Source organism: Paenibacillus sp. 01L418 (genome assembly GCF_056400045.1).
Genome location: NZ_JBFTSN010000002.1, coordinates 1 through 26,947, shown reverse-complemented (window position 1 = coordinate 26,947; position 26,947 = coordinate 1). Strand labels below are relative to the sequence as shown.

General features: G+C 47.2%; 24 protein-coding genes. 12 read left to right on the top strand and 12 right to left on the bottom strand.

Annotated elements, in window-relative coordinates; translation table 11 throughout:
- Positions 1–67: 67 nt before the first annotated feature.
- The 4 genes from AC1DSE_RS00475 to AC1DSE_RS00460 form a co-directional block, all read right to left on the bottom strand.
- On the bottom strand, positions 68–2,071 hold the full coding sequence (locus tag AC1DSE_RS00475) for a GTP-binding protein (RefSeq protein ID WP_477509484.1): 2,004 nt from the start codon (positions 2,069–2,071) through the stop codon (positions 68–70).
- Between the two features lie 130 nt (positions 2,072–2,201).
- Positions 2,202–2,735, bottom strand: a complete 534-nt coding sequence (locus AC1DSE_RS00470; protein ID WP_441874582.1) for a YceI family protein — start codon at positions 2,733–2,735, stop codon at positions 2,202–2,204.
- Between the two features lie 196 nt (positions 2,736–2,931).
- Positions 2,932–4,335, bottom strand: a complete 1,404-nt coding sequence (locus AC1DSE_RS00465) for an MATE family efflux transporter (RefSeq protein ID WP_477509485.1) — start codon at positions 4,333–4,335, stop codon at positions 2,932–2,934.
- Positions 4,336–4,789: 454 nt separating this feature from the next.
- Positions 4,790–5,008, bottom strand: coding sequence for a hypothetical protein (locus AC1DSE_RS00460; protein WP_477527312.1), 219 nt, complete (start codon positions 5,006–5,008; stop codon positions 4,790–4,792).
- Positions 5,009–5,292: 284 nt separating this feature from the next.
- On the opposite strand from AC1DSE_RS00460, the gene AC1DSE_RS00455 reads away from it, so the two are divergent.
- The 8 genes from AC1DSE_RS00455 (at position 5,293) to AC1DSE_RS00420 (ending at position 14,562) form a co-directional block, all read left to right on the top strand.
- Positions 5,293–6,054 (top strand): hypothetical protein, encoded by a 762-nt coding sequence (locus AC1DSE_RS00455; RefSeq protein ID WP_477509486.1) that lies wholly within the window; start codon positions 5,293–5,295, stop codon positions 6,052–6,054.
- 138 nt (positions 6,055–6,192) lie between these two features.
- Positions 6,193–6,696 (top strand): hypothetical protein, encoded by a 504-nt coding sequence (locus AC1DSE_RS00450; RefSeq protein ID WP_339205534.1) that lies wholly within the window; start codon positions 6,193–6,195, stop codon positions 6,694–6,696.
- A 173-nt stretch (positions 6,697–6,869) separates the two neighbouring features.
- On the top strand, positions 6,870–7,355 hold the full coding sequence (locus AC1DSE_RS00445) for a hypothetical protein (protein WP_076266379.1): 486 nt from the start codon (positions 6,870–6,872) through the stop codon (positions 7,353–7,355).
- Positions 7,356–7,522: 167 nt separating this feature from the next.
- Positions 7,523–9,790, top strand: coding sequence for a PAS domain S-box protein (locus AC1DSE_RS00440; protein WP_477509487.1), 2,268 nt, complete (start codon positions 7,523–7,525; stop codon positions 9,788–9,790).
- A 145-nt stretch (positions 9,791–9,935) separates the two neighbouring features.
- Positions 9,936–11,531, top strand: a complete 1,596-nt coding sequence (locus AC1DSE_RS00435) for a histidine kinase N-terminal 7TM domain-containing diguanylate cyclase (protein WP_477509488.1) — start codon at positions 9,936–9,938, stop codon at positions 11,529–11,531.
- 36 nt (positions 11,532–11,567) lie between these two features.
- Entirely contained in the window at positions 11,568–12,935 is a 1,368-nt protein-coding gene (locus AC1DSE_RS00430) for a TrkH family potassium uptake protein (protein WP_477509489.1), read from the top strand.
- An 87-nt stretch (positions 12,936–13,022) separates the two neighbouring features.
- Positions 13,023–13,730 carry a futalosine hydrolase gene (locus tag AC1DSE_RS00425; protein ID WP_477509490.1) on the top strand — a complete coding sequence of 236 codons (708 nt, stop codon included), beginning with the start codon at positions 13,023–13,025 and terminating at the stop codon, positions 13,728–13,730.
- 1 nt (position 13,731) lies between these two features.
- Positions 13,732–14,562: a 1,4-dihydroxy-6-naphthoate synthase gene (locus tag AC1DSE_RS00420; protein WP_477527311.1), complete on the top strand. Its 831-nt coding sequence runs from the start codon at positions 13,732–13,734 to the stop codon at positions 14,560–14,562.
- A 324-nt stretch (positions 14,563–14,886) separates the two neighbouring features.
- Here AC1DSE_RS00420 and AC1DSE_RS00415 read toward each other — a convergent pair whose 3' ends face one another.
- The 5 genes from AC1DSE_RS00415 to AC1DSE_RS00395 form a co-directional block, all read right to left on the bottom strand.
- On the bottom strand, positions 14,887–15,267 hold the full coding sequence (locus AC1DSE_RS00415; protein WP_441878476.1) for an ArsR/SmtB family transcription factor: 381 nt from the start codon (positions 15,265–15,267) through the stop codon (positions 14,887–14,889).
- Between the two features lies 1 nt (position 15,268).
- A complete protein-coding gene (locus AC1DSE_RS00410) occupies positions 15,269–15,697 on the bottom strand; it encodes an SRPBCC family protein (protein WP_477509492.1) in 429 nt (142 codons plus the stop codon).
- A gap of 201 nt (positions 15,698–15,898) precedes the next feature.
- A complete protein-coding gene (locus tag AC1DSE_RS00405; RefSeq protein ID WP_477509493.1) occupies positions 15,899–16,225 on the bottom strand; it encodes a FlxA-like family protein in 327 nt (108 codons plus the stop codon).
- Between the two features lie 201 nt (positions 16,226–16,426).
- Complete coding sequence (locus AC1DSE_RS00400; RefSeq protein WP_477509494.1) at positions 16,427–17,608, bottom strand: amidohydrolase family protein; 1,182 nt, start codon at positions 17,606–17,608, stop codon at positions 16,427–16,429.
- Between the two features lie 98 nt (positions 17,609–17,706).
- Positions 17,707–18,954: an amidohydrolase family protein gene (locus AC1DSE_RS00395; RefSeq protein ID WP_477527310.1), complete on the bottom strand. Its 1,248-nt coding sequence runs from the start codon at positions 18,952–18,954 to the stop codon at positions 17,707–17,709.
- 244 nt (positions 18,955–19,198) lie between these two features.
- Between AC1DSE_RS00395 and AC1DSE_RS00390 the strand changes: the two genes are divergently transcribed.
- Positions 19,199–20,869, top strand: a complete 1,671-nt coding sequence (locus AC1DSE_RS00390; protein WP_477509496.1) for a PucR family transcriptional regulator — start codon at positions 19,199–19,201, stop codon at positions 20,867–20,869.
- Between the two features lie 72 nt (positions 20,870–20,941).
- On the opposite strand, the gene hxlB is transcribed toward AC1DSE_RS00390, so the two are convergent.
- The 3 genes from hxlB to AC1DSE_RS00375 form a co-directional block, all read right to left on the bottom strand.
- Positions 20,942–21,499, bottom strand: a complete 558-nt coding sequence (gene hxlB / locus AC1DSE_RS00385) for a 6-phospho-3-hexuloisomerase (protein WP_477509497.1) — start codon at positions 21,497–21,499, stop codon at positions 20,942–20,944.
- A gap of 8 nt (positions 21,500–21,507) precedes the next feature.
- Positions 21,508–22,140 (bottom strand): 3-hexulose-6-phosphate synthase, encoded by a 633-nt coding sequence (gene hxlA, locus AC1DSE_RS00380; protein WP_477509498.1) that lies wholly within the window; start codon positions 22,138–22,140, stop codon positions 21,508–21,510.
- A gap of 131 nt (positions 22,141–22,271) precedes the next feature.
- Positions 22,272–22,607 (bottom strand): winged helix-turn-helix transcriptional regulator, encoded by a 336-nt coding sequence (locus AC1DSE_RS00375; RefSeq protein WP_441910001.1) that lies wholly within the window; start codon positions 22,605–22,607, stop codon positions 22,272–22,274.
- A gap of 276 nt (positions 22,608–22,883) precedes the next feature.
- Between AC1DSE_RS00375 and AC1DSE_RS00370 the strand changes: the two genes are divergently transcribed.
- From AC1DSE_RS00370 to AC1DSE_RS00360, 3 genes are all read left to right on the top strand, one after another.
- Positions 22,884–23,603, top strand: coding sequence for a 3-ketoacyl-ACP reductase (locus AC1DSE_RS00370; protein ID WP_477527309.1), 720 nt, complete (start codon positions 22,884–22,886; stop codon positions 23,601–23,603).
- Between the two features lie 101 nt (positions 23,604–23,704).
- Positions 23,705–24,724: an LLM class flavin-dependent oxidoreductase gene (locus tag AC1DSE_RS00365; RefSeq protein ID WP_477509500.1), complete on the top strand. Its 1,020-nt coding sequence runs from the start codon at positions 23,705–23,707 to the stop codon at positions 24,722–24,724.
- Between the two features lie 153 nt (positions 24,725–24,877).
- Positions 24,878–26,947, top strand: a 2,070-nt coding sequence (locus AC1DSE_RS00360; protein WP_477527308.1) for a YhgE/Pip domain-containing protein, incomplete at its 3' end; no start/stop codon positions are given.

The following is a 26,947-nucleotide window of genomic DNA, read 5'->3' as shown; positions in this document are numbered from 1 at the left end:
GCTCGTATTTCCCTTCCGTTCCTAAATATATGCCCTGTGCTATATAAATGAACAAAAACGCTTGCGGCTATGAGCTGGAAAGCGCATTTCGAACAGCTAATATATATTTTGACTGATCCAGCGGGTTGACGCCTCGTCTTACCCGTTCCGCCTTTACATCAGGCGGACATTCGCGATATCCGGCGAAGAAGGTTGCAAGCGCACCTCTGCCCTTGGTAAGCGATCCAAATCTCGCAGGAAACTCAAGCGACGTAGCAACAGGAATGATCCCTTCAATTTCCATTCTCTCCTGCCTGACGACTGGCGTATCAAACTCGCCTCGCATTAGAATGAGCTCGTTCATCAGCTTGCCGCCCGTCTCTTCTGGGGCAGAGAGGCGGAAGGACAGCATCGGCTCCAGCAGCTTTACTCCAATGCGCGACAAACCATCCATAATGCCCATCGGGGTTGCGACTGCAAAATCTAGCGGATGCGTATGCCACACATGATGCTCGCCCTCAATAAGAGTAACCTTTATATCCGTTACTTCCCAGCCAAATAACCCCTGCTGAAGCGCTTCGGGCACACTTCTTGCCACCTCGTTCTGATAGCGGTCAAGCAGCCGCTCTGATCGGACAACGGAGCTAAACGTTATCCCGCTCCCGCGCTCACCAGGCTCAATATGAAACCGCAGAATTGCCCAGCATGGCTTCGGCATCGTATAGGCAATGAAACCCTCGCCTGATTGAGCAGGCGTCTCTTTATAGATAACCGATGGCTGATCGAATTCAGCCTTTAAGCCGTACCGATTGTTCAGCACATGCGTCAGCACCTCAATCTGAATCGGCCCCATGACTTTCAGGTGCAGCTCGCGCTGCTCCTGCAGCCATTGCAAATCGAGCAGCGGATCTTCATCCGCAAGCTCATGCAGCGCCGCAACGACAGCCGGATATTCGGCTTCGTTGCTCCAGCGCACCTGTACCGTCAGCAGCGGAACAGCCATCCGCGTCTCACCGGGAACAAACTCAGCGCTGCCTATAATGTCGCCAATGCGCGCCTGAGTCCAGCCGCAAACCGCTGCAATATCGCCTGCCGCGAGCAGCCCTACATCCTCGGCCTTTTGCCCATCGATTTTGCGAATCTGCGTAATTTTCTCTTCGATCTGCTGCGTCTCATTGCGGACGGAATCACGATTGCGAATCACCCCGCTGTACAGGCGGACATAGGCGATTCTGCCCATCGCTGCATCGCGCTCAATACGGAAGACGACGCCCGACACCGGACCGTCTGAGACGATTTGGGGCGGCGGCAGCAGCGTAATCATTGCTTGCATGAGAGGCTCGATGCCTATCCCACGATTCGATGCGCCAAAAAGAATTGGAAATAATTCACCGCGCTGCGTAAGCGCAGGCAGCAGTTGATTCAGTTCTGCTTTGGGCAGTGTGCCACTGTCTAAATATTGAAGAAGCAACGTTTCATCTTGCTCTGCCACAGCTTCCTCCAACAGTTGCAAATAACGCTGCGCTTCCTCCGTCTCACTCCCTGCTATTCCCGAAACGAGCAGGCTAACTCCACCGCTGAAACTATCCTCGAGACCAAGCGGAGCCTGAACTGGCGCTGCTTGATTGGATAACAAACGCTTAATTTGCTGGATCGTTCCTATTGGATCTGCACCGATTCGGTCCAGCTTGTTCACGTAAATAAGCGTTGGAATGTTTCGTTCGCGCAGCGCATGCCATATGACTTCTGTCTGTGCCTGCACACCCTCAACTGCCGACAGAATAAGCACCGCTCCATCCATGACGCGCAGTGAACGTTCGACCTCAGAGAGAAAATCGACGTGCCCCGGTGTATCGACCAGATTAATCGTTACTCCTTGCCAAGTAAAACGGGTTGCTGCTGCACGTACCGATATGCCTCTTGAGCGTTCCACTTCTAGAAAATCCGTCTGTGACGTGCCTGCATCCACGCTGCCAAGCGAACGAATGCGACCGCTATGGAATAAAATCTGCTCTGTTGTAGTCGTCTTCCCCGCATCAACGTGAGCAAATATTCCGATGTTCCTTATATGTGTTGAAGCATTTGGCTCCATATTGCATATCCCCTTACTCTCACTAGCTGTTCCTTTCCTTATCCTACCGCTGAAAGCGTTTTACAGCAACAAAAAACGACCCACCGGGCAAATGCCCGATGAGCCGTTAATAAATATGCTTCTTAATCCATTAGCCTTGATGAATCGCTTCAATATCAATTGAAATCTTCACTTCGTCGCCAATGAGCACGCCGCCCGTTTCAAGAGCAGCATTATACGTTAAGCCGTAGTCGCTGCGTTTCAGGCTGCCCGTCGCGCTAAAGCCTACTTTATCGTTGCCCCAAGGGTCTTTGCCTGCGCCTTCGAAGCTGACTGCAAATTTCTCGGAACGTGTGACGCCATGAAGGCTCACATCGCCAACAACGGAATATTCGCCGTCGTCTGTTTTTGTGATTGCCGTTGCAGTAAATACAAGCTTCGGAAACTTCTCGATATCAAAAAAATCATTGTTGCGCAAATGTGCGTCACGATCCTTGTTGCGTGTGTCCACGCTATCAAGATCAATCGTAAGCTGGATATCAGCTGAAGTCAGGTCATTCGCATCAGCGGAAATATTGGCTTCAAACGCATGAAAAGTACCTTTTACTTTTGCGATCATCATATGCTTTACCGAGAAATCGATGCTGCTGTGCGTGGAATCAACCGTCCATTGTGATTTTGCCATTTTAAAATTCCTCCAAATAAAATATTAACTTACTTTTTAAAACTTACTAACTTATATTATGTATATTTATATCTTATTGCGTAATCCTATTTATGTCAATTGTATTTACAAAAAAAAGACACCAGTGAAGTGGTTAAACTTCTCTGATGTCCATTATTCATTATGATTTGAGCGAGCAGCTTTGCCTTAGCTCATCTTAACCCTGCAAAACTGCGGATTTCTCCTTATTATCACGCTTAACGAGCCCATATTTCTCCCATTTTCTACTCTTCCATCGGAAAAACATAATAACGGCTCGCAGCCATTCATCTGCTGCAATCGCCAGCCAAATACCAGCGAGGCCCATATCAAGCTGGAATACGAAGAAGTAGCCAAGCGGCAAGCTCATTGCGACCATAGAACCCATTCCGATATACAGAGGGTACTTTGCATCGCCTGATGCACGCAGTGAGTTGATAAGCACGATATTAATCGTACGGCCAGTCTCCAGCACGATGCTTAGCAGGAGCACATTTATGCCCAGCCGAACAATTTCCTCATCGTCCGTAAACATTCGCATGAGCGGCTCGCGGAACAAAATAACGAGCAACACGGCAAGCAAGGTTACGGCACTTGCCCAGCGCACGCTTTTCCATACTTGACGGTAGGCAATCGTTTGCTCGCCTGCACCGACCATCCTGCCTACGATAATCGCAGTACCCATGCCAATTGCGAAGGCAAACAGGTACGTAAACATCGAAATATTATTCGCATAGTTTTTCGCCGCCAAGGAGGCCGCGCCAAGATACGTAGCATAATACAAAAATACGATTTGGCATGCCTGATACATCACTTGCTCCAATGCAGACGGAATGCCGATTCTCAGTATTTTAAGGATATACTCCTTGGACAATGCAATATAATACTTGATTTCAATCCGTACTGACATAATCCGGTACAGCATCCAGAAGAAGACGATGAGCGCTAAACCACGGCTAATGACTGATGACAACGCCGCACCTTGAACTCCCATCTCCGGAAATCCGAATTTCCCGAAAATAAGCAAATAGTTTCCGATAATATGAACGATATTCATGCCAAGCGATACGAACATCGCTTCCTTTGTAAAACCGTGTACACGAATAATGGCAGATATCGAGTTGATGATAGCTTGAAGGAAAATCATGCCGCCTACAATGGCTAAATAGCTTTTCGCATGTTCAAGTATTTCACCTTGCAAATTTAACGTTTGCAGCAAATGTCCGCCGAACAACACGAACATAAGGCTTATAAAAATCCCGACTACTAGATTGAGCGAGATTGCGAGCGCTGATATTTTGGCAGCTTCTACATACTTGCGAGAACCGATATATTGCGCAACGACTATGGATGCCCCGTTGCCGATTACCTCTAATAGTAAGATTGCTATATGCAAATATTGATTTGATGCACCAACGCCGGATACCGCATTATCCGAAATTGCACTCAGCATCAGCGTATCTGCAATACCCATCAGCATAAACAAAAAGATTTCTAAAAATATGGGCCATGTCAGAAAAAATAAGCTTAAGCCCTTCTGATCCTTTTGCCCTGTTCCATTACCAGCCTCTGCTGTTGTCATGCTGTCACCTGCTTCTATTATAAAAAGTAAAACACAAGGTATCGTAGCATATAAAATAGCTTATTGCACGTTAGAATCGTACCTTTACATAAATAATTTTTTTGTATTTCTTCTACTAAAACAATCTTCCTATAATGCCGAGTCGTTACCTTTTTAGAAGCAGAAGATTCACAGTTAGAAAGAAAAATCAACTTTTAAACATGTTATAATTAGTGTCTAATTTTATTCAACGATACAGTAACAAATAAGGAGTGTACCTCATGAATTCAATATTGTTTATTGCAGCGTGGGCTATAGTTGGCATTTCTATTGGCGGTCTAATCGTGGTTTTTAAAAATAGATCTAAGAAATAAGTATAATCCAGCCTTTTTTACAATAAAAAAAGACTGTACTTGGGTCGCCAAAGCAACCTAAGAACAGTCTTTCTCTTTATAATATAAAATGATAGATATCATTATTGCTCTTCAGACTCTTCCTCAGCTGCTTCTTCTTCAGCTGACTCTTCTTCTGCTTCCTCAGAGGATTCTTCCTCCGTAGCTGCAGCAGCTTCTTCCACTTCTTCTTCCAGTTCAGCCTCAACAGCTTCTACTACTTCTTCAGCTGGAGCCTCTTCCGAAATCAGTYCAGCGGTTTCTTCCACGCCTTCTTGAACTACTTCTTCTTCTTGGCTCATGTTTATTCACCTCCTACTTCTTATTACCTTAATTGTAGCGCTTTCATAGAACTAAACAAGAGGTGTAAAATGTCGTTTCATAGGAACTATTTCCGCATTTTGTATTGTTCGATTCCATTTGCGTTTCTTCGACTTTTTTTCCCCGCCAGAGGTCTAGTACTTCGTTCCGACTTACGGCGGTTTTGCATAACAGATGAACTAGATAAGATGTATAACGACTAGTAAAATCGCTTCTATAATATAACTGTATAAGGTGCTATCATTACTTTCAGGGGGCTCATTCCATGCATTATTTATTCATTTATTTTGAACTCGGCACGTTAATGCTCTTTGTCATTTTTTCATTAATAGTTGCTGCCAAAGCATCTAAACTGGCTTATAGCCAAACTGAGCAGCAGCTTAATTACAAAACACGCAAGCTGTTATTTTGGTCTGTTTGCTTAAGCTTCCTTACGGTGGGAATTGCTGCAGCAGACTTAATACTGGCTTCGATGACGCATCCTCAGTTTTGGACACATCGGCTGCTCATTCACACGCCGTTTGCTATCATTCCAGTGCTGCTCATTTGGCTGGGTTCTTACCCAAAAATGCGCAGGCTCATACGGCGAACGAACGCCCGGACTGATAATGCTAATGATGTAGCACGGCGCCGCCAAGCATCCGATCCCGTACTTATTGTTCCCTTTCAGCTAGCACCGCTTTGCTCATTTGCCATGCTTTATTTTGCTTTTATTCCGCCTCATTCATTCCGCTGGTCTTTCGTGACAATGACGACCACCTTCTTTTTGTTTATTGCTTGCATCGTCTGGATGCTTCAAACTCACCGCAACCAACTTGCAGCGGAGGCACCACCTGTTTACCGCCCTTGGCTGCGCAAATTGCGCCATACTGGCGTTCTACTCGTTGTTTTAGCCATACTGGGCATTCCCTTTATGATGGCCTTTGAGGGCAATCGCCTGTCTGAGCGGCTAAGCATCATCCCCGACGGAATAGATGAAGCTTTTTCTCTGCATCCCTCGGAGCGCCAAATTGTCATCCAGCACTGACAACCCCTATGCAGAGGAGGAGTGAGTACTAGACTTTAGTCCAGCTAACCATTTTACCTACAGCAGGAGGACAGTTAATTTCAATGTATGCTATGCTGAATTCAGCTAATAAAACGTTGATTGGGGTGCAATAAAACAATGAAGCTAAAAACCATTAGCGGGTTTGTCCTCCTGCTGCTCGGAGCTGTATTATTTCTAAACCAAGGCGAAGAATTTGGCCCAGGCAAAATATTTGCCTACTTCTGGCCATCGTTATTCGTCATACCCGTTGGGCTTTTCTTCCACTGGCTGTACTTCTCCATGATTGGCAGACGTGGATCAGGCCTATTAATTCCGGGAGGCATTTTGTTCACTGCAGGTGTCGTTTGTCAGATCGCTATGTTATTCAACAATTGGGGGTACATGTGGCCGGGCTTTATTCTCGCCGTTGCCATTGGCTTGTTCGAATTTTATTGGTTCGGCAATCGGAACAAATGGCTGCTTATTCCCATTAACATTTTGACTGTGTTGTCTATTCTCTTCTTCGCCGTCTTCTCCATTGGCTCCCTCTACAGCAAGTTTTTACTCAGCCAGCCGATCATTGCGATCATCCTTATTCTCTGCGGCGCTGTCATCCTGCTGACGAAGAAGAAAGACATCTAACAACTCCCTCTTATGGTATGGTATAATCACATGCATCGCGAACCTAAGCACATGCTTACGAGGTGGTTTGCTTCGCAAACCTAAGATTATGCTTACGAGGTGGTTTGCTTCGCAAACCTAAGATTATGCTTACGAGGTGGTTTGCTTCGCAAACCTTTAGGAGGAAATAAAAGATGTTGTCTTTTGAACAAAAGCTTGCAATAATTGAAGGCTTTCCTGAATTAGAACGGAAGGATGTTTCTCTTGGCCGCACGAACTTCCATTACGAAGAAAGCGCACATGAGAAAAAGTCGGTCGTGCACCATCTGCATCCGAACGGAAACGGTTATGTTTTCGCTGGCTTAGTTAAAGGTGTAGCAACCGATGACAAAGGCCTAGTCAACATTCGCGATTTCAACGAGGAAGAGCTTCGCTCGCTTATTGAGAAATCGATCCATTCTCTATCCATCGCACCGCCAGAGAAACCGGAATCGAAGAAAAAGAAAAAGCAAAAGGCACCGCAAGAAGAGCGCTGGATCGGACCGGACAATGCTGTGCTAACACTGCTGTTCGAAGAAGATCTTTGGTATCTATATGCCGACTTGAATCTGGAATCCGCTTTCGAGACCTACGAGGAAGCTGAGCAGTACTTAGAAGAAGAGCAATTCTCACGTGCCTAGCCGATACATGGCAACGAATGTTTGTTCATAGGTACCAAAATCCGTATTGCTTCATAAAAGGAGAAACGATTGCTGTTTCTCCTTTTTTCTGTGCGCCTAAACAGGATTTTTGTCATTCCGTGTCTAATTGTAAGTAGGAGCATCTTAGACCGTGGGAGGAATTATTTTTGTCGATTAAAGCTAAGCTATCCTTCTCCATATCCATAATAGTAGCTGTCATACTGACACTAAGCACCTTGCTCTATTACTACACAACAAAAACTGAAGCTGAGGCTAATCTAGAAGTTCAGTTTACTAATATTGCAAAGCAAATAAGCAGTACTGTCGAAGCGTCAGAGAACGCCCGCCAGTACATGGAGGACACGCTTGGCGACAAGCTGCGCATTGCCTCTCTAGCGGCAAAGTCACAGCTGGATCCCGAAATTAAAAATGTAACAAATGAGCAGCTCGTAAAGCTTAGCGCTCAGCTTGGCGTCGATCATATTACATTATGGCAGCGCTTTGGAAACGATGTTGTTGCGAAACGTTCCTCAGACCCCAATGAAATTAATATGAGCTCAAAAACCTGGGATTACTGGCATGTTGCCTTTTTACAGCTTTTCGACAAACAAGAAGTAAACATTGTGCAAGGTCAGAAGCTCAAAAACTTCTGGTCAGGCCCGTTTAATTTCTCAACGTCGGATCCGTCCGAAATTCGCAAATGGGGCTATTACTATGACGGTTCAACAAACTATATCATCAATCCATACGTCAACGCTCAAGTGCTGCTTGATTTCGACTATACCATTGGGACAGATGCAATCGTTAACAAGATCATTGCCGATCAATCCGATATTCTAGAAGTTACCGGATTCGACCTTGAGTTTTACGGCAAGGACAAAATTATTAAATACAAACAAGGCATTCCCGTTTACAACCTCGACGTTCGAGCCATCCCGTTTGGCGACTATAACTATCAGGATCAATCAAACGATTTTTTAAATATTCAACAAGTCAATAAAACCGGTAAGAGCCTTACTGTCAAAAGAAACATCAACGGCGTTCCGGTTATCAAAAACTTTATCCCGATTAAGACGAACAAAAACTATGTGTTTAGCGTCGTTTTTGATCAGAAAGCGATTCAAAAGCCCGTTAATCAGCTGCTGGTTATGCAATTTGTCATTTCACTTGGACTCGTGCTTATTACGATGATTGCGAGCTATTTCATAGCCGGCTTCATGCTGCGCGGTCTCAATCAAGTTTTACGTAAAGTAAACGCGATTGCTGCAGGAGATTTTGGGGAAGTCATTACGATTCGCAGCGAGGACGAATTAGGCTTGCTTGCCTCTCGTGTCGATACGATGGGCAATAATCTAAATCATTATACAACTCAGCTTAAAGCTGCTGCAGAAGAGCTGCAAAGCACGAAGCAGTATTTGGAATCATTCGTCAATCATACATCGGACGCCATTCATGTTACTGATTTGGAAGGCCATGTCATACAGGTCAATATCGCTTTTGAAAAAATGTACGGCTGGAGCCAAGAAGAAGCGCTTGGCATCACGCTTGATAACGTTCCGCGAGGCTACTTAAGCTCACACCAAGAGCTTGAGGCCACTGTACTGCGAGGCGGCTCTGTAACGGATTATGAAACAGTGCGTTACAGTAAATCCGGCAATCTCATCGATCTCAGCATTACGATTTCTCCTATTCGCGACGAGCTGGGCACCATTATTGCGATTGCCACTATATCTCGGAATATTACTTCACGCAAACAAACAGAAGAGATCATTAGGCGGTCTGAGAAGCTATCGGTCGTTGGGCAAATTGCTGCGGGCGTGGCGCATGAGGTTCGCAATCCGCTTACGACACTGCGTGGCTTTGTACAGTTGCACAAGCAGACCGGCTCGTTATCGCCAGCTCATCTTGAGATTATGCTTGGCGAGCTCGATCAGATTAATATGATCGTCAGCGAGTTTCTCGTATTCGCTAAGCCGCAGGCCACGATCTATCAGCCTGTGAATATCATCCGCCTCGTTGGCGATATTATGATGCTGCTCGATTCAGAGGCAAAGATGAGCAATGTGCAGCTTGCCCTGCTCGCGGAAGCCGAGCTTCCTGAGGTGATTGGCGAGGCTAATCAGCTGAAGCAGGTTTTCGTAAATATTATGAAAAACGGCATTGAATCGATGACCAGCGGCGGCGTACTCTCCGTGAAGGTGGCGTGTGATGCAAATCGAGTAATCATCCTGCAATTTATCGATCAAGGCTGCGGAATTGCCGAGAGTGATTTGCTTCGCCTAGGAGAGCCTTTCTTTACGAATAAAACGAGCGGAAATGGTCTCGGCCTTATGGTAAGCCAACAGATTATCGCTGCGCATAAGGGCACCATTGTGTTCCACAGCGAGCTCGGCTCAGGCACCTGCGTTGAAATATCATTGCCAACGGACAGCTAGGATAACGACCTTGCTGTCCGGTTTTATATTATTTTGTAGAAAATTAAGCTACTATGGTAAAATGTGTCCGTAGCCTATTACCCATCCATAGTTTTTTTTAATAAGTACGTATTATCATTCCGCTACATTGGGAGTCGCTTATGTCATGACTATGAATTCCCCTATGTCACAGTACATTATTATTGTCATTATTTCAGGCGTTCTTAGCGTGCTGCTTGCCATATATGCTTATTACAACAAGAATAAATTTTCAGGCATGAGCGTGTTTATGTGGATGACCGTTCTATCAGCCGTATACACCTTTGCTTTCGCATTTGAGCTTGCCAGCGATTCGCTTCAAGAAATTCGCTTTTGGTTAAACATTGAATATATAGGCATGCCCTTTATCGCTCCTTACAGCCTCCTGCTCATCATGCACTATGTTGGGCTAAATAAATTCAATACGTTCAAAAAATCATGGGTCTTATTCGTTATTCCTGCCATAACGCTGCTCATGGTCACAACCAACGAATATCATAATCTCTTTTATAAAAACTTATATTTGCGGCCTCATGTTGCTACAACAGTGGTGGATGTAGTGCCTGGCATCTGGTATTACGTACATGGCGGATACACTTTTGGATCTATGCTCGCCAGCTTGTTTATATTGGCGCGTCATTGGCAGAAGACAAAATCCATTTATCGCAAGCAAATGCTCACACTGGCAGTAGGCATTTCGCTCCCTATGTTAGGGGCACTTATGTATGTGCTTGGTCAAACTCCGCTTGGGATGGACCCTGTTCCGATTCTTATGTGTGTGACCTCCATATTGTATGTCACATCCATATTCTCGACTGCGCTGCTGACCGTTGCGCCTATCGCGCGGGAACATATCTTTGAGAGCATGCGCGACGGCGTTCTCGTTCTTAATTTAGAAAACCAAATCATGGACTTTAATGGCGCAGCCACAACGATTATTCCTGCGCTTACTCCTTTGGCGATTGGCCAGAAGCTGGATCACATTTGGAAGCGCGGAGCCGAATCAGGCGCCTTTTCCTTCGGAATGGACGAAACCGGAGAGTACGAGCAGGAGTTCAAATGGATTCGAGGCGGGGAAACGTTCTACTACCGGATAAGAGCCTCCAACCTATTAAAGCCAAATGGCCAGCTTGCTGGCAGAACCATCGTGATGATCGATGTGACGGAATACACGCTGCTTCAGAATAAACTGCGCCATCTCGCGGAAATTGATGGGCTTACTTCTATTTATAATCGAACCTTCTTTATGGAAAAAAGCAGACAGCTTCTTTCCTCTGCCCATCAAACGAAGCAGCCGCTTTCGTTTATTTTGTTTGATATCGATTATTTCAAACAAATCAACGACCGTTATGGGCATAGCTTAGGCGATTTTGCATTACAGCATGTCGTAATGATTTGCCAGCAAACGCTCCCGGCTGATGCCTTATTCGGACGTTATGGCGGAGAAGAGTTCGCTATAAGCTTGCCGAATACATCACTTGTACAAGCTGGTCAAATCGCTGAGCAGCTCCGTGCAGCCATTGCCGGAAATCCGCTCTACAGCGCGGCTAGAGCGATATCCATAACCGCTAGCTTCGGGGTCGCTGAGGCAAAATCCGCCGATGTTCCGCTTGAAGCGCTATTAAGTGAAGCAGACGTGGCACTCTACCAATCCAAGCATAGCGGAAGAAACGCTGTGCATTTATCCAATCAGGACCGTGTACATGCAAATCAACAAAAATAACCATACTAGCATGAAAGAGATAGGTGGGATGACTTCATGTTTAAATTTGCCGCCTTGCGCGACATTTTGCGTTTTCGGCCAAGTCCTCCGCAAGTGATGACCTTCGGCTTTATATTTCTTATATTGATTGGCGCCGAGCTCTTATCGCAGCCTATATCTTATTCGAGTGACGTTTCGCTTTCTTATCTGGATGCTTTGTTTATGTCCACCAGCGCAATTTGCGTAACAGGACTTACTGTATTAAATCCCGGCACTCATTTTTCCACATTCGGTCAGGTTGTCATCATCGCATTAGCCCAAATCGGCGGATTAGGTTTTATGACGATGGCAACCTTATTTGCTTTGCTGTTTCGCAAGCGTATTTCGTTTCGGGAGCGGCTCGTGCTGCAAGAATCCATGAACTATGGTTCGACAGAAGGCATCGTACGCATGATTCGTAAAGTTCTACTCTACGCTCTAGTCATCGAGTTAACCGGAGCGGTACTGCTTAGCAGCTATTTCATGCTGGAAATGCCGGTCGGGAAGTCGATTTATTTTGGCATTTTCCATAGTATTTCTTTTTTCAACAATGCTGGCTTTGATTTGTTTTCCCAATTTCCCGAACGGGCAAGTAGTCTCATCCATTACGTGGAGGACCCGTTTGTAAATATCGTATCGATGCTGCTGATCTTTTTTGGCGGAATCGGGTTTATCGTCATATCAGAGCTCGTGAACTATCCAAAAAACAGAAAGCTCAGCTTACATAGCAAGGTTGTCTTGTCAGTTACCGGCCTTCTCACCGTAGTTGGCGCGATTGTTATTTTTGCCTTGGAGTTTTCCAATTCCAGTACGCTTCACCCGCTATCCGCAATCGGAAAAATTTTTGGCGCCTTGTTCCAATCGGTTACAGCTCGTTCAGCTGGTTTAAGTACGGTTGATCCCAGCATGCTGCGAGAGGTTACACAGTTTTTCATCATCCTGCTTATGTTTATCGGCGCGGGCCCCGGCTCAACGGGCGGCGGTATTCGTGTAACGACCTTCGCTATTCTCATTGGAGCAATCGTAGCGATGATGAGAGGAAAAGAAGATGTCGTCTTGTTCCGTTATCGCATTTCCAAAACCCAAATTCATCAAGCGATTATGTTCACCATGATTGCGTTCTCGATTATTTGCGGGGCGACCATGCTCCTCTCCATCACGGAGACAGGGTCTTTTCTTGCCATATTGTTTGAAGCGACCTCAGCCTACTGTACGGTGGGCATGTCAGCAGGACTAACGAGCCACTTGAGCGAAATCGGAAAAATTATTATTATTTTGCTTATGTTTGTCGGACGGCTAGGGCCTGTCACGTTGGCCTTTGCGCTTAACACACGTACCAAAAAAGAGCTCTACCGCTACCCTGAAGGCAAGATCACGATTGGGTAAGCTCGCATTTGCATCAATAATCTAGTGAATGATACGATAGCTAAAGGCTAGTCGTTCCGGAAGGCTACTAAAGGAGTTAACGTCATCATGATTAAAAATTCACATAACGATTCGATACTGGAATCTCGTGAGGAATGGCGCCATAGCAGTAAACGAGTGCTGATCGTGACTGCGGTTGATGCCGAGCGCGATGCGGTTCTCCGTGGGCTAGATGGGTTAAACCGTGTCGACGTCATAACAGCTGGAGTAGGCGCAGCGTCGGCGGCAGCACGCACAGCGGCGTACTTAACTGCTGCAGCTGAATCCTACGATTTGGTCATAAGCGCAGGCATTGGCGGCGGTTTTGTCGGAAAAGCAGAGATAGGCTCATTAGTCGTTGCCGACCTCATTGTTGCTGCTGACCTAGGTGCCGAGACGCAGGATGGTTTCCTTAGCTTGGACGAGCTGGGGTTCGGATCAGCACGTATTGCAGTAAGCACGACTTGGAATGATCGTTTGTATGCTGCTATTCAATCAGCGGGCTTAACGGTTTGCAGCGGCGCTATTCTTACCGTTACAACAGCAACAGGTACGGCTGAGACCACTGCTGCGCTAAGCAAGCGAATCAGCGGTGCGTCTGCGGAAGGAATGGAAGGCCATGGCGTAGCAGTAGCTGCGTCCGCACTTGGTATTCCAGTTACTGAAATTCGCGCGATATCCAATGCGGTTGGACCGCGGGATCGCTCCGCGTGGCGCATTGGAGAAGCATTAGCCTCATTAGAAGCAGCTAGTAAAGCCATACGGGAGGTTTTTTAAAATGAATATCGCTTATTCACCCTGTCCAAATGATACTTTCGTTTTCCATGCTTGGGCGCACGGGCTTATTCCGGGTGCACCTGAGCTGGTCGTTACCTATGCCGATATCGATATTACGAACAATTGGGCTGCAAAAGGCAAAGGGCCCGAAGTCATGAAAATATCTTACGCTGCACTCCCTTGGGTATTGGAAGATTATAAGCTTCTACCTTGTGGAGGCGCGCTGGGCAGAGGCTGCGGGCCACTCGTATTAACTGCTGGGGAAATAAAAAGTGCTGCTGATCTAGCAGGCAAACGAGTAGCTGTACCAAGTGAGCGCTCAACCGCTTATCTTTTATTCCGATTATGGGCGGCTCAGCATATTCCGAACGGGGATCTCGAAATTGTCGTCATGCCCTTCCACGAAATTATGCCTGCAGTTCGCGATGGTCAAATCGATGCGGGGCTCGTTATTCATGAAGCCCGCTTCACTTATCCCACATATGGACTCAGCATGCTGACTGATCTTGGCAGCTGGTGGGAATCAGACACAGGCTTGCCTATTCCGCTTGGGGCCATCATCGCTAAGCGCTCATTGGACACAGATGCGATTACCAATTGGGTTCGCGCATCCRTTGAATATGCTTGGGCTAATCCCGAGGAATCTCGCCCCTATATTATGATGCATGCGCAGGAGCTCTCACCAGACGTTGCGCAGGCGCACATCGATTTATACGTCAATGAGTTTACTGGAAATCTAGGTGACGACGGGTATGCCGCGATAACTGCACTGCTTGGCCGTGCTGCTGAAGAAGGGCTCGTCCCAAGCTTCGACTTGTCACTGCTGCGCTAGTGTAAAGCTATTTAGAAACGAAGGCTTCGCAGCAGACCCGCTCCCATCTACACTGCATTTTCTTGCAATGTAGAAACTCATCTGCAGGCTGCTTGTGAGCTGCGCTTTTTGCAGCAAAATGAACAACAAAACCCCCAATTCCGACGAATTGGGGGTTTTCTATTATGATGGCCTCAACAGAGCAAAAGCGCTGCCTTACTTTTCACTAACCTTGTTTTCGCACGCGAACCGATCTGTTTAGTCCGCACTAAAAAAAGAGGCTGCACCTAAAGTAGAAAAATCTACGTTAGGAGCATCCTCTTCTACCACAGCTGCACTCTGACCTTACTTGCTGGAATCCTTTTCTATAACCGTAAGCGGGCCAAACGGGTCCGCAGATGAATCTTCATCTGCTTCGACAAAGCGCTTAAGCGCAAACAGTTTATTTTCCCAATAACGCTCATAATAGGCCAGCCATCGCTTCAGCTCAAGGAGAGGCTCAGGATCGAGCCGGTAACGCGTTTCCCGCCCAACCTTCCTATCCTTCACAAGCCCAGCATCCGCCAAAACACGCAAATGCTTCGAAACCGCCGTACGGCTCATCGTGAAATGACCGCTTATAACGGTAACCGGCAGCTCCTCATCCCCAAGCAAATGCAGCAGCTTGCGACGCGTTGGGTCAGCAATAGCCTGAAACACATCATGCTTTGGTGCGGGCTTAGCCATATTAGGCCTCTACATAAGTGCTAAGTTTCTGAACAAGACCAACCCAGCCGCCTGACATGCGATCACGAACCTCTGCATGCGACTGTCCGAACTCAGTAACTTTGTTCGCATCCCAGCCAGAGTGAACAAGGGTGAATTCCGTTTTACCTTGCAAATCAGACAGTTCGAAGCTGAGCGACCAATCCTTGCCCCATTCAAAGGTAAGGCGCGTCGGCGGTTCAAGCACGGTTACTTTGCAAGGGGAATTTCCGAAAGGCCCCGCTTCCAAATGAAATTCATAACCGAGCTCCGCTTGAAAATTGTTCGGCATAAACCATGCGGCAATACCCTCGGATGTTGCAACAGCGTCCCATACTTTTTGAATCGGCGCGTTAAATATCAGCGTTTGTCTAATATCAGACAGCGTACCTTGTGTATTATTGTTTTCCAACTCATGACCTCCATTTAATGTATCTTGGCAGTTTATAGACAACGATATGAAACCATTTGGTTTCGTAACGAGATTATATAACACCTTTTGGTTGCACGTCAAATAGGTAAACCAAGCCAATCGCTAGTTTACCCATTTAACTCTTCCCTTATTTCATATCGTATTATTAGTGAAGTGCACCAAACGACTGCTTATTTTAAACTAAACACGCATGTCGAACGTCCGATCCGAATTTGCCACTTGCCCTATCGCAGCTTTTGGCGCCAGTGCGCTGACAGCTTCCTCGGAAGGAGCAGCCAAAGCAGCGCTTGTCTTCCCCTTCTGCTTTAAAATCTCCTGCTCCAGTTGCTGAATCTGCTGCTGAATAACCTGCGCTTTCTTGTCCTTGGTCGCTTGGTCATCCTTGCTGTCATTTACTTTTTCCAGCTCTGCCTGCAGGCTCGTCACCTGCTTCTCCAAGCTTGATGTATCCGTTGATACCGCCGAATAGGATACTTTGCTGCCGCTCGTTACAGATGATAGGTTCATCGTTTACTTCCTCTCTATGCTCGCTTTACCTTTGAAAGCCAAGCATACAGAAAAATAATGAACACCATATGAACGAGCGGCAGTACTGAGCAGTGAACCAGCCTTATATTGTGAGTCCTTTGTCTCTGTGATTGTCTCTGACTCTGTCATTGCCATTGACTCTATCTCTAACTAAGGCTATTCCTATTCCTATTCCTATTCCTATGCCTTGGTCATCGCTTCCGCCCATTTGCCGCCTACCAGCTTCCCGTTAGAGAAAGCCGCGGTGCGAGCCGGAGCATAAGCCAGTGCATGCTTCGCATTCAGCGCAGCTACCAGCATAAAGCTGGCAGGATCGCCTGCCTTGGGCGCAAGTGGCCCCGCTGAAATAAGCGGATAAGTTTGCAGTAGCTCGTCATCAAGTATCCAGCCGAATTTTTCTGCCAGCTTCGCACCTCTTGCTAGCAAATCGCCGTTGCCGAATGGGCTCCAAGCATCGAGAATATTATCCGAGCCGACGTGTACGCGAACGCCTTCTGCTACAAGCTGATCTACGCGAGGCATTGGTCTATCGAGTGGAACGCTCGTAATGATTGCTACGTCATTTGCTTTCAACTGCTGAGCGAGCTCTTTGGATTCTGCTTCGCTCACTTGCCCTAAGCAATACGCATGGCTAACTGCTGTTCTTCCGCCTTTATTCGCTTGTGCCGTCAGTTCAGCAAAGCGGCTTATCGTATATAGACCTAAGTGGCCGGGATCATGCAAGTGAAGGTCAACGCCCGCATTAAACTCTGCACTAAGCTCAAACATAGCTTCAAGACTCCGATCGACTTTGCGATCAAGCCCCGCCGGATCAACACCGCCGACATATTCGGCTCCAGCACGCAAAGCTTCCTTCATCACCTGCAAGGAATCCGATCGAAGTAGTCCCTGCTGCGGGAAAGCTACGATCTCCATTTCCATAATTCCTCGGTACTCTTCCCGTACGGTTAGCACATCCTCCAAATGGGAGATGCCGAGCTCTGGATCAACATCTACATGCGTCCGAATTTTGGTGGTGCCATGGCTGAGGAGCAAATCGATAAGACGACGCGCACGCTCGGCTGCCGTAGTCGGCAGTGAAGCCAGCATGGACTTCTCAAACGCCAATTGTCCGGGCAATGTGATAAAAGGCTGCAGCGGCTTCCACGGCTCACCCAAAAAATGTTTGTCCAAATGGATATGCATATCGGTCATCGCCGGCAAATACTGCAATCCCTCAGCATCCCTTACGCTACCCGTGTTCACGCCAGCAGAATCATTATTGCTTGGCGTTAGTTTTGAAATCGTACCCTTCTGCAAGTCTAGTGTCATATCAAATAAACGATCATTAATAAGAACTCGATTTAGTTGTGTGATGTTCATCTTTTCCACCCTCTACCATTTTATTGGATTAATATGTGCCTAGTTAGGCTGTTATCATACGAATACCTTGTAATTATACGGACATTCGAGATCAAAGCTTAGGMTTGTAAAAAACCTTGCAAGCTGCTCGTGACATGGGTCTCTGCCACCTTAACACCACGTTTCCATACCGTTCTGTGCTCCGGCTTACCGAGTAGAATGTCCCGTTCGGACGGTTCTGCAAATAACACCATATCAGCTTCTGAGCCCAGCTGCAGTCCATAGCTCTTGATCCCGAGCGCTCTTGCGGCTCCCTCTGTCAGCATCTTAATCAATTGGCGAGCATCGCCTTCACCGCCCATATATGCGGTTATTGCAAGCAGCCATGCGATCTCCAGCGGATCGGCTTTGCCAAACGGAGTAAACGGGTTGCGTATATTGTTAACACCGACAACAACGTTCACCCCCTTCTCAAGCAGCATACCTACTGGCGTTAACCCGCGTCGCTGCTTCTCCTGATCACCTCTGCCGCCAATAAACAAGTCGGTGGCCGGCAGTGTCATGATATGAAGATCGGCTTCCTTAATCAGATCAGCAACAACTTCCGCTTGCCTGCGTTCCAGCGAACCGAGCGAGGTTACATGCCCTGCGGATACAAGGCCTTGCATCCCTGCTGCAATCGTTCTGTCAGCAATTTTAACAATTGCAAGCTGTTCGGGGTTATCCGAGAAATCAGCGTGAAAATCGATCGGCTTGCCGTATTTCTCCGCAAGTTCGAATACATACTGCAGATGCGCTTCAAGGTCATCATCCTGATACGTAATGCCGCCTACCACATCGCCTCCTGAACGCATGGCTTCATCCATGATTTCAGCCGTACCTGGACTTTTGAATATACCCTCTTGAGGAAACACTACAATTTGTATATCAAGGGCGTGTTTCACCTTCTCCTTCAGCTCAAGCACAGCCTCAAAGGCTGTCAAACCAAGGATAGGATCAATCTCCACATGGCAGCGCATATGCGTGACACCGCTGCGAATCGCTTCACGAATAACAGCAAGCGCACGCGACTTCATATCTGCCGGGGTGAAGTCATGCTTCATATCTGCGGTCATGCGAATCGCCCCAGATAAAGAGGCTGCTTCCTGAGTCATTCGCGAGAGCAGACAAGACTTTTCCAAATGAATATGTGGCTCTACAAAACCCGGCAGCAGCATCCCGCCAGCAGCGAGCTCTATGAGCTGTGCTTCGGGTACACATTCGCTCCCGCTTGGCGCTAGATACTCGATCTTTCCCTGCTGCACTCCAATATCCATGAGCCTTGTTTCATTCTGTAAACGAACTTGTGTGAGAAGTAAATCCAGCATTGTCCTCACCTCCGATTATCATGTGGACGATGAGACAAACCTTGCGGAGAGGCTCACCCATCAGTTGTTGTTTGGCATGTAAACCCTTGAAAAGAGCATACCTGCTTGCCTACGAACTGTCATTGTACGTTCAATACAAATCTTAATTATATTTTTAGATGAAACGTCTAACATAATCTTTACAGCATTCTTGAATACTGCTAGCTTTTATATCAGGAACTAAACCGGAGAGGGATGAATAAGAATGCTGCTCGAACAATTGCTGTTACACCCAATATTTTCTGGATCAACGGTCATTGCAGGCCACAGCGGCTTATCCCGTGTCGTTGAAACCGTTAATATTATGGATGCCCCCGACATCATTCATTTCTTAAAGCCTGGCGAGCTGCTGCTTACAAACGGCTACTTTATGAAGGAAAATCCTGAAGCTCTACTCGATCTGATATTGAAGATGAATCAATTGAAATGCTCTGGCCTGGCGGTAAAGACGAGACGTTTTGCCCTCGACATTCCCCAAGAGATCAAGGATGCGGCCGATCGTATCCCGTTTCCGATTATCGAAATCTCTTCGGTTGAACATTCGCTCGGAGAAATCTTGCAGCGCTCGACCAGCGTTATTTTAGATAATAAAAATGATGAACTGCAGCATTCGCTGACCGTCCACAAACAATTTGCTTCAATGATCATGAAAGGAAACGGTATTCCCGAAATTGTAACTGCCCTTACGCAGCTGCTTCACTCGCCTGTTGTGCTGCTTAACAGCAAGCTGCAGGTTACGTCTCACTCGCATCACTTCAAGCTGCCTAAGTTTCTGCCTCTCGTATCAGCAGTCGAAACCATTCTAAGCAGCCGGCCCTCTCTTCAAACTGCAGCACACCACTGCTTGCTTGATCCCGCTTTACACGAATACCGCCATGTAGCGATCTATCCGATATTCACCTATAGGCATGAGGGTTATTTGATTACCTTTCAGCCAAAACAAGCCCCATCAAACCAACATGACTTAACGCTAGAGCAGGCCTCGAACGTCATAGGCATGGAGATGTCGAAGCTGCAGGCGGTAAAGGAGCGTTCACGTCGGTACAAAAATGAATTTTTCTCCGATTTAATTGATGGTTTTATCGGTTCTGAACAAGAGGCTTTGCATCGCGGCAAAAAATACGGCCTTAAGCAAAAAGGGAAATATCTGCTTTTAGCTGCAAAGAAGGATGAGCAGACAAATCCTAGAGAGAGCCAAACAACTAATGCTGCGGCTCTGTTCGACGAGCGCCTGATCTCTGAGCGGGATGTGCAATATGAGCTGATTAAGCGCCATTTTTCCTTGCTGGGTGAAGTGTTTGTTATGTTTACCAAAAATGATTTGTTTGGGATGCTCTTGTTCATTCAAGAGTCCAAGTGGGAGGAGGATACGTTCCTCAAGCATTTATCCGCTATGACGTCTTTGCTGTTTGAGCAATCCCAGCTTAGCATCTCGCTTGGCGTCGGCAATCCGGTTACTAACGTACTTGATATCGGGCTGTCGTATAATGAGGCAGTCAAAGCGCTGCAAATCGGTTACCAAATGAAAAAAACGAGGTTTGTTCAGTCCTATCAATCCAAGGATATCAGCTATCTCTTCCGTATGATTCCCGATGACGAGCTGAAGCAGTTTTACGAGGAAACGTTTCAGTGCTTCTCTTCTATTGATGAAGCCGAGCAAAAGGAGCTGACGCGGACGCTGAATATGTATTACGATACACAATGCCAGCTCGTCGAAACGTCTAAACGGCTTTTTGTGCACCGCAATACGGTTATTTATCGATTGGACAAATGCGAGAAGCTGATGGGCATCAAGCTCAAAGATCCCACTGAAAGCCTTCGCTTCCGTATCGCCTTCGCTATCGAGCCGCTATTGCGAATAGATCCTAGTCGTTAGAAAGTTAGAAATAAAAAAAGGGACGATCCCCGGCCGCATTGCGCCCTAGAGAAAGTCCCTTCTAAACTACAGCTATTCTAAATTCGCATGATTGCCATACATCGCTTGTCCGCTTAACGCCTGCTTCTCCATCAATCGCAAAATAATAGCGTCGCATACAATCAGCAGCATTTGCTCAAATAATGAGCCCATCGGCTGAATCGTAGCCGCTTCATTCGCTGCCTGATCCTTCGGGGCGCCAGGCAGCTTGACGACGATGTCAGCCAAATTGCCGATCGTCGATGCCGGCGAGAGGGTTAACGCGCCTACCGCAGCTTCCAAGCTTCGCGCTTTCTCCGCCATCGGCACCAGCGATTTTGTCTCGCCAGAGCCGGAGCCAATTAGAAGCAAATCACCTTTGCTCAAGCTGCGCGTAACCGTCTCACCAACGACATACACATCCAAGCCGAGATGCATCAGTCTCATCGCGAACGCCCGCATCATCAGTCCCGAGCGGCCAGCTCCTGCCACGAATACGCGTCTTGCCGAGCCAACAGCTTCAGAAAACAGCTCCAATTGATCCTCTGACAGCTGACCCGAGGCTTGATTCAGCTCCTGCATGATAGCAGCTAGATTATTCTCTTTTGGCATCCTTCGAATTAACCTTGCTTAATCAATTGCTGCATTTCGGCAGCTGCTGCTTTAATATCGGCTTGTCCCGTAATGCCGCCGCCTACGATGACAAGATCAGGACCAGCAGCGATAACTTCCGGCAAGGTGTTCAGCTTAATGCCGCCTGCCACAGCTACCTTCGCATTTTTTACCACTGCTTTAATAGTGCGCAAGTCCTCGAAGGAGTTCTGACCAGCCGCTTGCAGATCGTAGCCCGTATGAACACAAATATAATCAACGCCGAGTGCATCGACTTCAGCCGCACGCTCCGCCAAGTTTTTAACGGCAATCATATCAACCAATATTTGTTTTCCTTGTTTCTTCGCTTCATCGACGGCACCCTTGATGCTCGCATCCTCTGCAACACCAAGAATTGTTACGATATCCGCACCAGCCTCAGAAGCTTTCATCACTTCGTAGCCGCCTGCGTCCATGATTTTCAAATCCGCAAGTACGGTCAGGTTAGGAAAAGCTTCCTTAAGCGCTTTGACCGCATGCAAGCCTTCATTGATTACGATTGGCGTACCAATTTCCACGACATCTACATAAGATTCAACCTGCTTCACAACTTCAATAGCCCCTTGAATATCAACAAGATCCAGCGCTAATTGCAATTTCATCTATATTCACTCCTCATAGGTTCTGTTTGTTTCACTGACAAGGCCTATTCTAGAGGATTACGGATGAAAAAAAAAGTACGCACTTTTATGTAACGTAGTACCCATTCGGGAACTATGAGCAGCCATTTCTGTCATTTTTCGTGCAGCTCAGCCGTTCTTTCTTGATGCTGCTCGCCCCATTTCGACATGACGTTCAGCAGCTCCTTCACCGTTAAGCCGTACTCTGTTAAAGAGTACTCTACCTTAGGCGGCACCTGAACATACACCTTGCGATCAATGATCGCGTCTTCCTCTAATTCTCGCAGCTGCTGCGTAAGCATTTTTTGGGTAATGGCCGGCATCTCCCGCTTCAGCTCGCCAAATCGATGCGTTCCTGCAGTCAAATGACAAAGAATAACTGGCTTCCATTTCCCGCCTATGACTTTCAAAGTCAACTCTACAGTTTCTTTAAAATGCTGATCTCCCAATGTGAGAGGCTCCTTTCGTCAAAACATTATACAAATCTACATATGCAATCACTACGCTGCCCGTCTAATTCACCAGAAAATCGCATGATAACTGGCATTATGAGAAAGCGCCATCATCATTCTGTCCTATTTTCAAATATTAAGTTGGTACTTGCAATCCTTAGAATATAGCTCAATAATAAGACACAACGTAGTAAATTCCTTGTTATGAGGATATCATATCTATGCCGCTTCATACGAATCAAGCAATCTACAATGAATAGAGGAGAGATAACCATGGAATTAAAAAATAGATCAGCTATCATTACCGGTGCAGGAAAAGGCATCGGCAAAGCGATTGCTGTTGCTTTAGCTGCAGAGGGCGTCAACCTTGGCATCATTGCTCGTACGAGCGCTGACTTGGAAACGTTGAAAGACTCGCTTACAAGCACTTACGGAATTAAGGTCTTTATTGCAACCGCCGATATCGCTGTTAAATCGGATGTCGATCAAGCGATTGCATCACTCAAAGAGAACTTAGGCTCCATCGATATTCTAATTAACAATGCAGGAATCGGTACATTCGGCACTTTGCTTGAAATGGATCACGAGCAGTGGGAGCGCATCATCCAAACGAATGTGCTCGGAACCTATTATGTAACCCGCGCTGCACTTCCAACTATGCTGGAGCAAAGCGGCGGAAGCATCATCAATATCGCTTCTACGGCTGGCGAACGCGGCTTTGCAACCGGCTCCGCTTACTGTGCGTCCAAGTTTGCTGTCATGGGCATGACTGAGGCGCTTATGCAAGAGGTCCGTAAATCCAATATTCGTGTAACAGCCCTAACACCAAGCACAGTCAACACAGAGCTTGCTTCAAACGCTGGCCTGAAAATTGGTGACGAGGATCGCATGATGCAAGCTGAGGATATGGCTGCGCTGGTTCTTGCAACGTTGAAGCTGCCTGACCGCGTTTTTATTAAAGCCGCAGGAATCTGGACAACAAACCCACAATAATAGACTTAAGCATATTGCCCCACGCCCTTGCTGGCGCTGGGGTTTTAAACTATCCGTACAGCAGCATCCCGCTGTGCGCTACATGGGAGGTAAATTCAACGATGTCTATACACAATATTCCCTTTTCGATATTAGATCTTGCACCAATCGTAACCGGCAGCTCGCCCGCTCATTCGTTCCGCAACACACTTGAGCTAGCCCAGCACGCTGATAAATGGGGCTACAATCGGTTCTGGCTGGCAGAGCATCATAATATGCCTGGCATCGCAAGCTCTGCCACTTCAGTTGTTATAGGCTACGTAGCTGCTGGAACAGAAAAAATCCGCGTGGGCTCTGGCGGCATTATGCTTCCGAATCACGCACCGCTCGTCATTGCCGAGCAGTTCGGTACGCTCGAATCCATGTATCCAGGCCGTATCGACCTTGGGCTTGGAAGAGCGCCAGGCTCTGATCAAGTGGCAGCCCGCGCGCTGCGCCGCGGACTTGGCAGCAACGGCGAGGATTTCCCAGAGCAGCTGAACGAGCTGCGCCATTACTTCCATCCGAGCGCTGAATCACGCGGCGTATTGCCAAGGGCTGTTCCCGGCGAGGGTCTAGATGTTCCGATCTGGCTGCTTGGCTCCAGCGGCTTTAGTGCACAGCTTGCTGGTCACCATGGCCTCCCGTTTGCTTTTGCCAGCCATTTTGCGCCGGATTTCCTGCTGCCCGCATTGAAGCTGTATCGCGACAACTTCCGTCCATCGGAGGTGCTGGATAAGCCATATGCGATGGTTGGCTTGAACGTCATTGTCGCTGATTCCGATGAAGCCGCTAAATTCCTAGCTACCTCTCAGGAGCAAGCCTTCCTGAACCTGATAAGAGGACGCATGGGGCAGCTGAACCCGCCAGTTGACAGCATGGATGGCCTATGGAACGAGCAGGAGAAAATGATCGTTCAAAAGCAGCTCAGCTTCACCATTGCCGGCACCAAAGAAACGGTTAGGGACAAGCTGAACGCCTTAATTGAACAGACTGGCGCTGACGAGTTAATTGTCGTTAGCCAAATTTATGATCAAGCGGCACGCCTTCGCTCCTATGAGCTACTCGCTGAAATTTTTAATGAAAGCTCAGCAGCGAAGTAATCAAATCAAGAGCAGTATCCGAGGCGTAAAACGCTTTGGATGCTGCTTTTTCTATGCTCACCTGTACTCCCATGGATACCAGCGACAATTCTGTGGTGTAGTTTTTGGACTATTCAGCAATACTAAGTAAATCATTGTTGAAGGTGGGAGAACATGGGGCCTATATTCGCTATTTACGCCAAAGATCTTCGCAGTATTTTCCGGAACAGCGCAGCTGCCATCGTCATCGTCGGACTCGCTTTTTTGCCGTCTTTATATGCTTGGTTCAACATTGAAGCGTCTTGGGACCCATACGGCCAGACCAGTTCACTTGCTATTGCCGTCGTGAACAACGATGAAGGCGCTGTGCTGCATGGGACGCCCATCAAAGTTGGAGACGAAATTATAGCCTCCTTGAAGGAAAATAAAAAAATTGGCTGGGTGTTCGTAGAGGGCAACAAGGCCATTGAAGGCGTTAAGCATGGCGACTATTATGCCAGCATCACCATTCCGCCCGATTTTTCTGCCAAAATGGCCACGGTGCTATCGAACAATCTTCAACAAGCAGAGCTCGATTACGCGGTAAATGAGAAGATCAATGCCGTATCGCCAAAAATCGCCCAGAAGGGTGCGAGCGGCATCATTGAGCAGGTTCGCGCAAGCTTCGTCAAAACCGCTAACGAAACGATTTTTCGTATATTCAATCAAATAGGCATTGAGCTCGAGGAGAACAAACCAGCGATTGAGCAGGTTCGCAGTACTGTATTCAAGCTGGAAACCTTATTTCCTCAGATTAATGACGCCGTCGCACTAGCGGTTACCGATATTGAAAAATCGAAAAAAATCGTTGCAACCGTTCAAACGGAGCTACCAAAAGCTGCCAAGCTCGCCAAGGACGGCGAAGCTTTCTCCAAGCAGCTTGGTACTTTTTTTGACCAAAGCAAATCGTCCCTCGACACGGCTGGCCCGCTGATTAAGCAGGATTTGCAGCTGCTGCTGCAAACGGCCAATTCGGTGGAGGAGCTTGTCGGCATATTACAAGATACGAATATAGATCCTGAAGTGGTAAAAAAGAGCTTGGAGCTGGCAGAGCAGCGCCTGACAAGCTCCATCATCGTCATTGATGGGATGCTGAATTTGCTCGATCGCTTGAATGATTTGGCACCAAGTAAAGTAATCGTGTCGACCATTGATCGACTAAAACAGGTGAACACAAGGTTTCAGCAGCAGCTTACGATTGTTAAGCAAATCCGGTCAGCAGTCGAAAAGGGCGAGAAGCCAGCGCAAACGCTAATTGATCGTCTCGGCACCTTATCCAAGGAAACCTCTTCGTTCTTAACGGATGTGCTAGGCCGTTATGACAGTGAAATTTTGCCGCATATCAAACAAGCAGCTGACAAAGCGAAAAAATCAGCTGCAACCGCAGAGTCCATATTAGCGGAAGCAAACAAGGTCATTCCGAGTGCTGCATCCATCGTAAGCGACGCCGCTAAGGGACTAGAGCTTGGCGGCAAGGAAATGGCCAACATTCAAAAAAACTTACCCGCAGCAGAGCAAAAAATCAGAGGGCTCGCACAGCGGATTCGTGACTTGGAGAAGGAAGGCAATTTAAATGAGCTTGTTGATTTGCTCAAAAATGACGCCGAACGCGAGGGTGCTTTTTTCGCTGAGCCGGTTATATTGAAGGAGAACCGCCTATATCCGATACCGAATTACGGTTCAGCCATGTCCCCATTTTTCACAACGTTATCGCTATGGGTTGGTGCGCTRCTGCTCGTTTCACTGCTTAGTGTGGACGTCCATTCGACAGCAGAAACCGCATACCGCAGCTATCACGTCTATTTTGGGCGTTACCTGACCTTCCTTACGATTGCGATTGTACAGTCGCTGCTTGTTACGATCGGCGATATATGGCTGCTAAAGGCTTATGTCGCCGACAAAATATGGTTTGTGCTGTTTGGCGTTATTTTGAGCGCGGTGTTCATGCTGATTGTGTACACGCTTGTATCCGTATTTGGCAATGTCGGCAAGGCGATGGCTATTGTTCTGCTCGTGCTTCAGCTTGCAGGATCTGGCGGCACGTTCCCAATTCAAGTTACACCGCCATTTTTTCAAGCGATTCACCCCTTCCTGCCCTTCACCTACGCGATCAGCATGATGCGCGAAGCGGTGGGCGGTATCTTATGGGATATCGTTGCCAGAGATTTAATTGCTCTTGCCCTTTTTGCTGGTGCTGCACTGCTG